The sequence below is a fragment of the Neobacillus bataviensis genome, from assembly GCF_019969725.1.
On record NZ_JAHXYW010000002.1, the window covers coordinates 678,923 to 692,507 of the forward strand.

14 protein-coding genes and 1 riboswitch are annotated in these 13,585 nt (G+C 38.8%); of the genes, 9 read left to right on the forward strand and 5 right to left on the reverse strand.

The window, feature by feature from the left end; translation table 11 throughout:
• Position 1 precedes the first annotated feature (1 nt).
• Positions 2-388 carry a DUF6114 domain-containing protein gene (locus LC455_RS08040; RefSeq protein ID WP_223589678.1) on the forward strand — a complete coding sequence of 129 codons (387 nt, stop codon included), beginning with the start codon at positions 2-4 and terminating at the stop codon, positions 386-388.
• 13 nt (positions 389-401) lie between these two features.
• Positions 402-1,553 carry a hypothetical protein gene (locus LC455_RS08045; protein ID WP_223589679.1) on the forward strand — a complete coding sequence of 384 codons (1,152 nt, stop codon included), beginning with the start codon at positions 402-404 and terminating at the stop codon, positions 1,551-1,553.
• A gap of 66 nt (positions 1,554-1,619) precedes the next feature.
• Here the strand turns inward: LC455_RS08045 and LC455_RS08050 are convergent, their stop codons facing one another.
• Both LC455_RS08050 and LC455_RS08055 read right to left on the reverse strand, forming a co-directional pair.
• Positions 1,620-2,852, reverse strand: a complete 1,233-nt coding sequence (locus tag LC455_RS08050; RefSeq protein ID WP_223589681.1) for an aminopeptidase — start codon at positions 2,850-2,852, stop codon at positions 1,620-1,622.
• 435 nt (positions 2,853-3,287) lie between these two features.
• Positions 3,288-4,559, reverse strand: coding sequence for an MDR family MFS transporter (locus tag LC455_RS08055; protein WP_223589683.1), 1,272 nt, complete (start codon positions 4,557-4,559; stop codon positions 3,288-3,290).
• 133 nt (positions 4,560-4,692) lie between these two features.
• Here LC455_RS08055 and LC455_RS08060 point away from each other — a divergent pair, with 133 nt between their 5' ends.
• Entirely contained in the window at positions 4,693-6,882 is a 2,190-nt protein-coding gene (locus tag LC455_RS08060; protein WP_223589685.1) for a DNA topoisomerase III, read from the forward strand.
• A 331-nt stretch (positions 6,883-7,213) separates the two neighbouring features.
• The gene (gene hutH, locus LC455_RS08065) at positions 7,214-8,731 is read left to right on the forward strand and encodes a histidine ammonia-lyase (RefSeq protein WP_223589687.1); all 1,518 of its coding nucleotides are present in this window, start codon (positions 7,214-7,216) and stop codon (positions 8,729-8,731) included.
• Positions 8,732-8,761: 30 nt separating this feature from the next.
• On the opposite strand, the gene LC455_RS08070 is transcribed toward hutH, so the two are convergent.
• The gene (locus LC455_RS08070) at positions 8,762-8,962 is read right to left on the reverse strand and encodes a hypothetical protein (protein WP_223589688.1); all 201 of its coding nucleotides are present in this window, start codon (positions 8,960-8,962) and stop codon (positions 8,762-8,764) included.
• 134 nt (positions 8,963-9,096) lie between these two features.
• Between LC455_RS08070 and LC455_RS08075 the strand changes: the two genes are divergently transcribed.
• Positions 9,097-9,471, forward strand: a complete 375-nt coding sequence (locus LC455_RS08075) for a DnaJ family domain-containing protein (RefSeq protein WP_223589690.1) — start codon at positions 9,097-9,099, stop codon at positions 9,469-9,471.
• A gap of 520 nt (positions 9,472-9,991) precedes the next feature.
• Positions 9,992-10,082: riboswitch (cyclic di-GMP riboswitch) on the forward strand.
• Positions 10,083-10,111: 29 nt separating this feature from the next.
• Positions 10,112-10,261, forward strand: a complete 150-nt coding sequence (locus tag LC455_RS08080; RefSeq protein WP_223589691.1) for an anti-repressor SinI family protein — start codon at positions 10,112-10,114, stop codon at positions 10,259-10,261.
• 80 nt (positions 10,262-10,341) lie between these two features.
• Here the strand turns inward: LC455_RS08080 and LC455_RS08085 are convergent, their stop codons facing one another.
• The gene (locus LC455_RS08085; RefSeq protein ID WP_223589693.1) at positions 10,342-10,671 is read right to left on the reverse strand and encodes a helix-turn-helix domain-containing protein; all 330 of its coding nucleotides are present in this window, start codon (positions 10,669-10,671) and stop codon (positions 10,342-10,344) included.
• Positions 10,672-10,956: 285 nt separating this feature from the next.
• Here LC455_RS08085 and map point away from each other — a divergent pair, with 285 nt between their 5' ends.
• Complete coding sequence (gene map, locus LC455_RS08090; RefSeq protein WP_223589695.1) at positions 10,957-11,706, forward strand: type I methionyl aminopeptidase; 750 nt, start codon at positions 10,957-10,959, stop codon at positions 11,704-11,706.
• A 30-nt stretch (positions 11,707-11,736) separates the two neighbouring features.
• On the opposite strand, the gene LC455_RS08095 is transcribed toward map, so the two are convergent.
• A complete protein-coding gene (locus LC455_RS08095) occupies positions 11,737-11,961 on the reverse strand; it encodes a DUF1128 domain-containing protein (protein WP_223589697.1) in 225 nt (74 codons plus the stop codon).
• Positions 11,962-12,162: 201 nt separating this feature from the next.
• Here LC455_RS08095 and LC455_RS08100 point away from each other — a divergent pair, with 201 nt between their 5' ends.
• Together LC455_RS08100 and LC455_RS08105 are read left to right on the forward strand one after the other, a co-directional pair.
• Positions 12,163-12,501 (forward strand): YtxH domain-containing protein, encoded by a 339-nt coding sequence (locus tag LC455_RS08100; RefSeq protein WP_223589699.1) that lies wholly within the window; start codon positions 12,163-12,165, stop codon positions 12,499-12,501.
• A 28-nt stretch (positions 12,502-12,529) separates the two neighbouring features.
• Complete coding sequence (locus tag LC455_RS08105) at positions 12,530-13,366, forward strand: YihY/virulence factor BrkB family protein (RefSeq protein WP_223589701.1); 837 nt, start codon at positions 12,530-12,532, stop codon at positions 13,364-13,366.
• The last annotated feature ends 219 nt before the right edge of the window (positions 13,367-13,585 follow it).

Consider the following 13,585-nt stretch of genomic DNA (forward strand, 5'->3'; position numbering starts at 1 on the left):
GATGGGTGTTAAAAAATGGCGTAAACAAAGGCCGGTGTGGGGAGCATTACTAACTATTGTAAGTGGTTTAATGATATTATGGGTTCCTTTAAATCTATATCTAAGTACCTTCCTGCCTGGGTCAATTGCGATTATTGGGCTGCTTTTTGGCGGATTAATAACCCTAATTGGAATTGTAGCTTTATTTTTTCCTAATGCTTCAAAGATTCTTGGAATTTTCACCATATTTTTATCAATCCTTTCCGTTATTGGTGCCTTAGGCGGGTTCCTATTTGGTACTATTTTTGGAATTATTGGCGGCGCACTATTGATGGCATGGCGACTTGGTCCAGCAAAGGTAAAAGTCTCACGTTCTGGCAGCGTTGAAGAGACGGTACACAATTTTTAAAGGAGAGCTTAATATGTGGTGGAAAAGCAAGTTTATCTTGTTAAGTTGCAGTCTAACGCTCATGTTTTTGTCAATATGCTCTCTCGGTAAAAGTGTATATGCCGAAAAATTAGATACAGAAGGTTTTATTATTGAAGCAGATCGAGTGGTAGGTTCAGGAATGACAGCATCGATTGTTAAACAAGAAACCACAGAAAATGATCAAAAGCCTATGCTCCGTTTTCAATATCAGTCGGCTACGATTTATGGAATGAGGTTAACGAAAATGGTTGATTCAGCTAATGGTCCGGTCAGTATCACCTTAAAAGCAAGCGGACCAGTTACAGTAAAAGGGATGACTGTTGATACCACGGCTATTTCCTTTAAAGGCGCATGTATTAATGCATCTGAAACAGTTCCCGAGCTAGGGATGGAAGACGTGGTTATGGTGGCGCATTATATGAAGGCAGAGGATAGTTTAATAGAAAAGTTAGTCCTTAATACTATTTCTGGAAATGCTGGTGCTGAAAAGCCGGGAAAATTGCAAGTTCTCCAAGATTTAAGTTTGCTCCCATTGGATCAATTGGATAAAAAAATTGAAAAAATTTCGGCTGGGCATCTGCCTCTTACTTGTGCAGATGGTTCAAAAACGGACGCGCCGTCTGGCGGCATTGGAAAAATTACCGATCCGATTCAGGATGTCATTGATGTCGTGACCAATCCCCTGGAGCCGGTAACAAAACCGCTAGAACCAATTTTGAAACCGCTTGATCCAATAACCAAACCACTTGAGCCTGTCCTGAAACCGTTAGAACCTGTTGTAAAACCGCTTGAACCAGTGTTGAAGCCGCTCGAGCCGGTTATTAGTGGAACAACAGAAAAGGTGGAACAGGTGGTAAAATCTGTTTGCGAGCAAATGGAGGATGCAAAAGGAGTGATTAATAAAGAGCTGGCATTGGCTTTAATTGATGAAGCGATTGCAAAGAAATTGCCGTTGAATAAAGTTTGCCAAACTAACACATCTCTCACCAAAGAGCTTCAAAGCTGGGAAGAGAGCCTGTTAAAATCACTCGGACTTATTGATCTATTAGGAAAAGTCATTGTACAGGATCCAATCCAGCAGCTTAATAAAATGCGTGACAAAATTTCAAAAACAAAAGATGGAGCCATCATTTTTACTCCATAAAAAAGAAGGTGTCAGGCACTATGTGAAATTTTCACATGGTGCCTGACACCTTTCTCACTTACCATATTAAAAAGCCCAATTTCCGCCTCTAAATACTGGTTCAGTTTTACCATCGGCGGTAATGCCATCGATGTCCATTTGATCGGAACCGATCATGAAATCAACGTGGGTGATACTTTCGTTAAGTCCATCTTCAGCTAATTGCTCAGAGGACATTTGCTTTCCGCCTTCAATACAGAAGGCATAGGCACTTCCAATGGCTAAATGGTTAGATGCATTTTCATCAAACAACGTGTTAAAGAATAGAACATTAGATTGTGAAATTGGCGAATTGTACGGCACAAGTGCTACTTCTCCAAGGTAATGGGAGCCTTCGTCTGTATCGACTAGGCGTTTTAAAATTTCTTCGCCCTCTTCCGCCTTCACACCAACAATTTTTCCATTTTCAAAGGTAATCGAAAAACGGTCGATGATATTTCCGCCGTAGCTTAGCGGTTTAGTACTGGCAACGGTACCATTGACACCGGTTTTAAATGGAACGGTGAATACTTCTTCGGTCGGCATATTGGCCATAAATTCAAAGCCCTTTTGATTCACACTGCCGGCACCAACCCAAATATGTTTATCCGGAAGCTCAATCGTTAAGTCAGTCCCAGGAGCTTTATAGTGAAGCTTTGCATAGCGTTTTTCATTTAAATAATGTACTTTTTCGTGAAGCGCTTCGTCATGCTTTTTCCAAGCTTCAACAGGGTTTTCCACATCTACGCGAGTTGCTTTAAAAATGGCCTCCCAAAGTTTGTCGACTTGCTGCTCACTAGGCACATCCGGAAATACCTTAGCAGCCCATGCTGGAGATGCCGCTGCAATTACGGTCCAACTAACCTTATCTGATTGAACTGCTTTTCGGTAGTTAGACAATGCTTTCCCTGCAGCCTTATTAAAGTTAGAAATCCTTTCGGGGTCCACTCCTTTAAGCAAATCTGGACTCGTGGAAATAACCGACATAAAGGCAGCGCCATTTTCTGCAAGTTGTTCCTGCTCTTTTGCACGCCACTCTGGATACTCAAGAAATGCTTCATTTGGAGCCAAATCGTACTTTGTTCTGGTGACAGTATCATCGTTCCAATTCACAACGACATTGTGGGCACCTGTTTCGTACGCCTTTTTGACAACCAAGCGCACAAATTCAGCAGCATCCAACGTGGCACCAATAACCAAAGTCTGGCCTTTCTGAATGTTAACGCCAACCTTAACGGCAAGCTCAGCGTATTTTTCAAGGTTACTTTGAAAATCACTCATATGTAATGTCTCCTTTTCAGAATCTTCTTGTATATTGTAGCTTTTTTAATTGGAAAAAGAAACCGCTAGCATAAAAACATAGGCTGTGTTAATGACCTTGTTGATTTTTAACACTGTTGATTGGAGCGCAAATCAACAACTAATATTAACAAAGCCAAAACATAAAAAAACAGTAAAGACTATTATCTTTACTGAAGCTTGCTTCCGTACACTTTTATATTAAAATAAACACCTGCTGAAAAAAGAACGATAAATGTAATAATACCTGATAATGAAGTTGGAGCCATGAATTGCGATAATTCCATTGATTCCACCGTCCTTAAAATAATTAAAAAGTTTACACTCTAATTATAATGTTAAAAGGGGTGAATGTGAACAAATTAGTACAATTTTTTGGACATTTTTTGAATTAAATTTCAACAAAAATGGGACCCATCAAGCCCCGGCTTTAATAGATTGTTTTTCAAAAGTATAGAACATCAGCCAATATAAGAAGCTGCTAAGGAGTGCTAAGATAACCAAAACCAAAAACGTCCAGCCATACCCAATCCAAACCGTCAATGGAATTGAAAGGGGGGCGATGGTCCGGCTGATAGTAAACCGCAGACTTGCAGCGGCAAAATATTGGCCACGCATATGTTCCGGGGCCAGTTTAGAAACAAAGCTTTGCTGGAGCCCCGCACCCATAAGTTCAGCTAACGTAAATACGGCCATTGCTAAAATAAGCCCCCAAATCAAATGGGTTTGACTAAAGATCACCATGGATCCGGCATAAACAATAGATGATAGCACAAATACGTTTCGTTCATAGTATTTACTCATCCATTTTGTTACAATAACCGTCAATAATGCCACAAGGAAGCCATTCTCCGCTAGTACAATTCCAAAGGCCTGCTCTGCCCTTACAGAAAATGACCAATCTCCAAAGGTAAACAGATTTTGAGTTTTGACGACATCTTTTATATAGACAGGAATTAATAAGTCTAATTGCATAAAAGTCTGTCCTGCTAATACACCAGCCAGAATAAATAAAAGGAAAGTTTTATCCTTTACGATGAGTGAATAATCCCTTAACTGGTTAATTAAAAAATAATACCACTTTCCATCAATTGAAGCGTCTGCCATCCTTTGCAAGGGAGCGGTTTCACGAGTCCATTTAAATAAAATTAAACCAAGTAGAATGCATACTATGCCTGCGACAAGAAGTAATTGAAAACGATAGTGAACATAAAATATGGATCCTAAAATAGGACCAATAACAACGGCAATATTGATAGATGTATAGAATATCGCAAAGACGCTGCTTCGGTCTTTTTCTCCGACTACATCCGCAATCATCGCTTGGCTTGCCGGCCAATAAAAGGAACCAAAAACACCTGCAACCGCAAACGATAAAAAGCCGACCCAAGGAGAATGAAACCATGGAGAACTTGCAAAGGCAAATGCCAAAAAGGAAAGTCCCTGTCCAATGGCGGATAGGACCATCATGCGTTTTCGGCCAAAGCGGTCGGCACAATATCCGCCCATTAAGTTCGCAATCACAGAAAAAATCTGTGAAAATACTAATAATAATCCTGCTTTATTTTTTCCAAATTCATCTGCAAAATAAATCGTTAAAAAGGGAAAAAACATCCAAAAGGTAATGTTCATCATGGCTTCACTAAACAAGCGAACCTTTAGATTTGGATCCCAATCCTTTATCTTCATGCTGTATCCTCGTTTCCAAATTTGATGCCATTTCATCATACTAGAATATGGCCCTTTAATGGAACAGTTTTATTATTATTTTTGTTCCTATGCTATATTAAACTTATGGAAACTTGAAAGGATGTTTTAAAATATGGCAAAAAGTGTTGTAATTGCTGAAAAACCTTCTGTCGCACGTGATATTGCACGTGTGCTTAATTGTAATAAAAAAGGAAATGGGTATCTGGAAGGGAATAAATATATCGTTACTTGGGCACTTGGGCACCTAGTTACCCTTGCTGATCCAGAAAGTTACGATGTGAAATATAAAACATGGAATTTAGAAGATCTGCCTATGCTGCCCGATCGTTTGAAATTGACAGTAATTAAGCAAACTGGAAAACAGTTTAATGACGTTAAGAGTCAACTGATTAGAAAGGACGTCAGTGAAATAATCGTGGCTACGGACGCAGGAAGAGAGGGAGAATTAGTTGCACGTTGGATTATTGATAAAGTAAAAGTCAATAAGCCAATTAAACGTCTTTGGATCTCATCTGTTACCGATAAAGCGATAAAGGATGGCTTCGCCAACTTGAAGCCTGGAAAGGCATATGACAATCTATATGCTTCCGCTGTCGCTCGTTCAGAGGCTGATTGGTATATTGGTCTAAATGCAACACGCGCGCTCACAACAAGGTTCAATGCCCAATTAAACTGCGGCCGCGTTCAAACTCCAACTGTTGCAATCATTGCTGCACGCGAGGATGAAATTAAAAATTTCAAAGCACAGACCTATTACGGCATTGAAGCCCAAACATCGAACAATTTAAAGCTGACCTGGCAAGATGCAAAAGGGAACAGCCGCAGCTTTGATAAAGAAAAAACCGATGCAATTGTAAAAAAACTAGGAATCCAAAATGCGATTGTAACAGAAATTGAGAAAAAACCGAAAAAGTCATTTTCCCCAGCACTTTATGATTTAACAGAACTGCAGCGAGATGCGAATAAAATCTTTGGTTACTCTGCAAAGGAAACGTTAAACATTATGCAAAAGCTATACGAGCAGCATAAGGTATTAACCTACCCGCGTACGGATTCGCGATATATCTCTTCTGATATTGTCGGAACGCTTCCAGAGCGATTGAAGGCATGCGGAGGAGGAGAATATCGTCCTTTAGCTAACAAGATTTTAAGCAAGCCGATAAAGGTTTCGAAAGCATTTGTGGATGATAGCAAAGTATCAGACCACCATGCCATTATTCCAACAGAAAGCTATGTAAATTTCGCAGCGTTTACAGATAAAGAACGGAAAATTTATGACTTAGTTGTAAAACGGTTCTTAGCAGTTTTATTCCCGGCATTCGAGTACGAGCAATTAACGCTTCGTGCAAAAATCGGTGATGAGAACTTCGTTGCAAGGGGAAAAACGATTTTTACCATTGGTTGGAAAGAAGTATACGGAAATCGTTTTGAAGATGATGATGCAGCAGATGACCTAAGGGAACAGATTTTACCTCGCATCGAAAAAGGCGACACATTAAATGTAAAACTAATCGCCCAAACATCTGGCCAAACCAATCCGCCTGCACGATTTAATGAGGCAACATTACTTTCTGCAATGGAAAACCCTACGAAGTTTATGGAAACTAAAAATAAACAGCTGGCAGAAACACTAAAATCTACTGGCGGCTTGGGTACTGTTGCGACACGTGCTGATATAATTGACAAGCTATTCAATTCATTCTTAATCGAAAAGCGCGGCAAAGATATTCACATTACTTCTAAAGGCCGTCAATTGTTAGATTTAGTCCCTGAAGAACTTAAATCTCCGGCTTTGACAGCTGATTGGGAACAAAAGCTTGATCAGATTGCACATGGCAAGTTGAAAAAAGAAGTGTTTATCAGTGAGATGAAGAACTACACAAAAGAAATCGTTGCTGAAATAAAAGCAAGTAATAAAAAATACAAGCATGACAATATTTCTACCAAAAATTGTCCGGACTGCGGAAAACCAATGCTTGAAGTCAATGGCAAAAAAGGAAAAATGCTCGTGTGCCAGGATCGAGAGTGCGGACATCGTAAAAATGTATCCCGAGTCACTAATGCACGCTGCCCACAATGCCATAAAAAACTGGAGCTTCGCGGCGAAGGCGAGGGTCAAATCTTCGTATGTAAATGTGGACACCGTGAAAAACTATCTGCTTTCGAAGCACGCCGCAAAAAAGAATCTGGCGGCAAAGTGGATAAGCGCACTGTACAAAAGTATCTAAAAAATCAACACAAAGATGAAGAACCATTGAATAATGCGTTGGCAGAAGCATTAAAAGGGTTAAAATTTGATTAACCACCTAATAAAGGGGCTACTCACGAAGATAAAATATCTTTGTGAATGGTCCTTTTTTCAATTACTATTACCTTTCATTTGTTATTGTGCTAAAGTGTTATCGTGCTAAAATTCAGAAAATTTAATTGACAGTAAGGGTTTTCTTCGCATACAATAATTATCGATAGTATAGTTTTTATAATTTTTTGGATGGGATGATAACCAATGAGGCATCGCAATAAATTTATACAAAATTCCGTTATGTTCATAAAAGAGGCTGGACTCAAAATCTAATCAGATACGAGTCCAGCCTCTTTCTTTATTATACTAAAGTATTAGAGGAGATGGAGAAATGATTACACTTACTGGGAATAGTTTAACGCTTGAGCTAATGAAGGACGTGTTATTTCGCAAGCAAAAGGTCCGCGCTTCTGAACAAAGCATGGAGGCTGCAGCAAAAAGCAGGGAAGCTGTAGAAAGAATCGTATCAGAATCTAAGGTTGTTTATGGAATTACTACGGGGTTTGGTAAATTTAGTGATGTTTTAATTGAAAAGGACAATGTACAGGACCTCCAACTTAACTTAATTCGTTCACATGCCTGTGGTGTAGGCGAACCCTTCCCTGAAGTTGTTGCAAAAGCAATGGTGCTTCTTCGTGCAAATGCACTTTTAAAGGGCTTCTCAGGAATCAGACCACTTGTCATTGAAAAGCTTATTGAATTAGTAAATAAAGACATTATCCCTGTCATTCCGCAACAAGGATCTCTTGGTGCAAGCGGTGATCTAGCTCCATTATCACATCTTGCCTTAGTCCTCATCGGTGAAGGTGAAGTTTTTTATAAGGGAACTCGCATGGACTCCCTTTCTGCACTTCAGCAAGAAGAAATCATGCCTGTAACATTAGAAGCTAAAGAAGGACTTGCTTTAATCAATGGTACTCAAGCAATGACTGCCATGGGGGTAGTGGGTTATCTCGAGGCTGAGCAGCTTGCTCATGAGAGTGAGCTTATTGCTTCCATGACAATCGAAGGATTAAATGGAATAATTGATGCCTTTGCAGAGGAAGTTCATGTGGCAAGGGGCTATCAACAGCAGATTGATACAGCTGCGAGAATCCGCCAATATTTAAGTGACAGTTTATTAACGACGATGCAGGGAGAGCTTAGAGTTCAGGATGCTTATTCTCTTCGCTGTATTCCGCAGGTTCATGGTGCATCTTGGCAGGCTCTTGATTATGTAAAAGAAAAACTTGAAATTGAAATGAATGCGGCAACTGACAATCCGTTAATTTTTGATGATGGTGAAAAAGTAATCTCTGGAGGCAACTTTCACGGTCAGCCGATTGCTTTTGCAATGGATTTTATGAAGATTGCTGTTGCAGAGCTAGCTAACATTTCGGAAAGAAGGATTGAACGTTTAATCAATCCGCAATTAAATGATCTGCCGCCATTCCTAAGCCCTGAACCAGGCTTACAATCAGGGGCAATGATTATGCAATATGTGGCCGCTTCACTTGTTTCAGAAAATAAAACGCTTGCCCATCCTGCCAGCGTGGATTCGATTCCTTCGTCAGCGAATCAGGAGGACCATGTCAGCATGGGAACAATTGCATCCAGACATGCTTATCAAATCATTCAGAACGCAAGAAAGGTTCTTGCAATTGAGTTGATTTGTGCCATGCAGGCTGTAGAATTCCGCGGAGTCGAAAAAATGGCCACACATACAAAGATGTTCTTTGAAAAAGGCCGGGAACAGGTTCCAGCCATTACTCAGGACCGGGTATTTTCTAAAGATATCGAAAAGGCATCTGAGTGGCTTAAAAATATTGAATTTTCCAAGATGGTTAGAAGCCTAAAGGAAACATTTTAAAGGAAAAAGGCGTGAGTTGCTCACGCCTTTTTATTCTGTCTGTTCTGGCAGGACACGTGCTGTATCATCGCGGCTGCCTTCTTCCTCAATTCTATTCTTAAATGCTTCCTGAGTTACAATCAATTCTTCGTCGCCTATGGCTTCCTTCACATGCTTTTCCACTAGGCTATTCTGAGGAAACTCACCTGGATGGTGTTTCCTTTTGTGGTTAAAATGTTCTCCACGAGCCAAACTCAACACTCCTTTCTTATACGCATGTAGCATGCCCCAACAGAAAAGAAAAAATTACTTGTCCAAAAAGACGTTAACTTAAAATGTATCTTATAAATTGATATAATTATATATGCTAAAAAGGAGGCTTTAACATGGATATGTTTCAAATTGTCTCGGAAGACCGTATTAAAAAAGCATATAAAGATGGAGAATTCGAAAATCTTCCAGGATTAGGTAAACCAATGCAGCTAGAGGATTTATCGGCAATCCCCGAGGATTTGCGGATGGCTTATAAGTTGCTGAAAAATGCAGGGTATACCCAGGAGGAAAGTCATTTACGACAGGAATTAATGACGATCGAGGATTTAATAAAAAAAACAGATGATATTAGTGAAAAAGAAAACCTGCATAGAAAGTTAAATGAAAAGCTGATTCGTTTTAATCAAATCATGTCCAAAAAAGGTGTAAAAACCAATTCTTCCATTTTTAAAAATTACGAGTTAAAGGTACAAAATAAGTTAAAATAAAAAAAGCTGTGTCGTAGAGGAGCTCAATAACAGTTCACTCTTCGCCAGCTTTTTCTTCTGTTTTTGCGGGTTTACACATACGGTCAAGAAAATAGCCTGCAAATACCATAAATGCAATCGGAATCGAGAAATTTAAGACATGAATTACGGTCAACGTGCATCACCGCCTAATATTTTTAAAATATTATTAATATTAGGTATATTTATATGTTAGTTTCATTATATGCTTTTTGTCACATTTTAGACAAATATTAAAACCAAATATTAAAAGTAAAATTCGACTTTATTTCCTCCCTTTTCCAATTTGAACAACTAGAAATGTAAAATAAATGGGGATATTTTGTAGGATTTTGGTATTATTTGTTCTAAAAAGTTGTTAGAATTTTATAAAAAAATGACAAAATCTAACACCCTGTTATAAAAGGACTATATATAATGAACATATCGAAAATGATTAAGTATATTGGCCTAGAAATGTTAGTGATGGTTGGCAAGTCGGTGATGATTTTGGTTCATTAAAGACAGAAAAAGGCAAACCTGTTGAAAAACAGGGACGCAAAGCCGAGGATCTAAGGTAGGTAATTGCTTACTATGATGGCCGGGTTACCTGGAATACGAATGTATTTTAGGGGTGAAAACGATGGTGATTACAGAAAGAAAAATGGATGTCATCGACGAGGAATGGCTAGGGCTCATATTAGAGGCGAAAGAGCTTGGTTTATCGTTAGAAGAGGTACGGGAATTCCTCAATCAAAGTCAGGTAAAAGAACTAATAACTAAAAACATCTGAGTACATATGGGAAAAAGAAAAAGCATTCTACAAAAATTTTATTTTTTGTAGAATGCTTTTTCTTTTCATATGACAAAATTCTATTGGTTATTGTTTTGGTTCGTCCGCCACTTATTAAACTCAAGAAACTCACGAAATTGATCTTTTGATACACCTGAATTCATGGCTTCTTTTACAATATTCATCCATTCACTATCTAACTCAGTTTTATCTATTTGTTCATGTATTAAATGTTCGACTGGAAGGTTTAATACAGCAGCAATCTTTTCAAGAAACTGAATCGAAGGATTCTTTTGCAGGTTTCTTTCAAGTGAACTTAAATAAGATTTAGCGACACCTGCCTGCTCAGCAAGTTCGGATAGTGACATTTTCTTCTCTAAGCGAAATTTTTTTACGCGGTCACCAATCATTTAGCCTCACACACCTAATTATTATTGTTTATATGTTAATTCTACCAAAAAGAATAGGTAAGTACCATATTACGAACGGAGGATTATGACAAAATTATGAACTTTGTGAATTAATGTTTTAGTTTTCGAGGATATAAGTAATTTTGAAAAAATAATCGGATAGAGTTAATATTAATAGTGTTGCCAATTTAGTCTTAAAGTATAATTTTGACATAAGTATGTTTCTATAACGAACAATATTGCTTAACCTACATAAAATTAAACAAAAAGGAAGGGGCCCCTTACATGATTGTCCTTAAATCACAACGTGAAATTGAAGCGATGAAAAAGGCGGGAGAAATACTGGCTGCCTGTCATAGAGAAATAGCGAAGCGAATTAAACCGGGTATTACAACTTGGGAGATTGATCAGTTTGTCGATCAATTTTTAAGCGAAAATAATGCTACCCCTGAGCAAAAAGGCTATAAAGGGTACGAATATGCAACCTGCGCGAGTATAAATGACGAAATCTGCCATGGCTTCCCAAGAAAAGAGCCGCTAAAAGAGGGGGACATTGTTACGATTGACATGGTTGTTAATTATAACGGTGCCTTGGCTGACTCTGCATGGTCTTATGCTGTTGGTAAGGTTTCACCAGAGACAGAACATTTATTAAACGTAACAAAAGAAGCACTATACAAAGGGATTGAACAGGCCGTTCCCGGCAACCGAATTGGGGATATAGGACATGCCATTCAAAAATATGTTGAGGGTGAAGGCTTCTCAGTCGTTCGGGATTTTATTGGACACGGAATTGGGGCTGTCATCCACGAAAAACCGGATGTACCGCATTATGGGCTGCCAGGTAAGGGACCTCGAATTAAAGAGGGAATGGTGTTTACGATTGAACCAATGGTTAATGTTGGCAGGTACCAAACAAAGATGGATAACAATGGCTGGACCGCCCGCACCATTGACGGTAAAAACTCAGCCCAATACGAACACACAATTGCGATTACCAAAGATGGTCCGTTTATTTTGACGGATCAGGGGTAAATAAAAAAACAGATCCTCGTGATCTGTTTTTTACCTTTTTCGAAGATTCCCTAATTCTTCAACAAGGGCCTGCATTTCATTGGGACTAAACGAATTCTTTCGAAGTACCATTTCATAAATTTCTTTTAATTCCTCATACATTTCCTCATCGAAGTGAGAGGGTTTAATCGCACCAAGGTTTAATACCTTCAGTTTTTCTTTTATTTGTTCGATCATAAATTCAACATTTTCTACTGACTTTTGGGATAGATTCACTCCGGTCACCCTTTCAGAAATATTAATCCCATCTTTTCACGTTAAAAAGGTTATGTCAATACAAAACTCATGATAAAGTTAGCGGACACTACTTGCTTAGGGAGCGTGAATAAAGCAAAATAAAAGGTAGATTGTATTTCTGGTATTATTTTCATGAAAAATGGGTTTATGATAATTAGAGATAAGGAAGGAAAGGTTAAGATGACGAAGAAGAATCAATTTTGGAAGGGTATGTTACTGGGAGCACTCGCAGGGGGAGCGATCAGCTTATTAGATAAACCAACCAGACAGATTATGAAGGAAAACGTTCAAAAAACTTCAAGCAAGGTTACCTATATTTTACGGCATCCCGGGGAAACCGCTGGGAAAATACGGTCAACGTTTGAGCAGGTAAGTGAGGATATTTCCTATCTTGTGGACAAGGTTGAGGAGTTGCGGGAATTAACCCCTCAGGTGAAGGATATCGTCAAAGAAACGAAGGACTCATTCTCCAACAGTGACGAAGAGGAGCTCCTAAAAGAAGTAATTGTAGAAGATTAAAAAATTTATTAAAAGGAGAGAGTAGAAAGTGGAAAAGACAGAGAATGTACGCTCTTCATTGCTAAGATTGCTTTGGCATAGAATCGAAGAAGATGACCTTCCAGGATTAAGTGCCCAATTGGCCTACTTTTTTCTTCTTTCTCTGTTTCCGCTCCTCATTGTTATTTTTTCCCTAATGCCCTATATTCCGATTCCTCATCAAGATATGCTTGGGATGATCAGGGATTTTGCACCTGCTGAAGCAATGGAACTTATTGAAAAAAACATAAAGTTTATTATGAATCATCGAAACGGCGGCTTGCTTTCATTCGGGGTTATCGGGACGATTTGGTCGGCATCCAATGGTATTGATGCGGTTGTGAGGGCTTTTAATAAGGCATATAATGTCAAGGAAAGCCGCTCCTTTATTATTGCAAGAGGAATGGCTATTCTATTAACCTTCGGGATGATTTTTGTGTTCATCCTGGCGATTATACTGCCGATATTCGGCAGGGAAATTGGACTCTTTATCTTTTCACAATTAGGATATACACAACAGTTCATAAAGCTGTGGGATACGTTTAGTCTGCTCCTAAGTGCGATTATTTTATTTCTCATTTTTACCGGTTTGTATTGGGTTGCCCCTAATGTTAGATTACGCTGTCGCAGTGCCTTTCCAGGAGCAGCTTTTGCGACATTGGGCTGGATTATATCCTCCATGGGATTATCCTTATACGTAGAGAACATTGGTAACTATTCGCTAACATACGGTAGTATTGGAGCGATTATCGTGTTAATGATTTGGCTTTACATATCCGCCTTCATCATTATTTTGGGCGGAGAAATTAATGCCTTTTATAGTGAAAAAAATCGTTCGAACTGCTAATACTTTCCTTTATGAAAATGAGTTTTATGTCAAAACTATTAATGGGTATGACCCAACATAAACGGAGGTAAGATTCGATGACAAAGCATACTAAAAAAGATGGCAGTACGAAGCAAAAAGGCAAAGGCAGCAAAGGAAATAAAACTTCAGGATCCGCAAATGGATCTAATGGGTATCACTAATGATATAAAAAAGGCCGGGTGATTTTGATTTCACCCG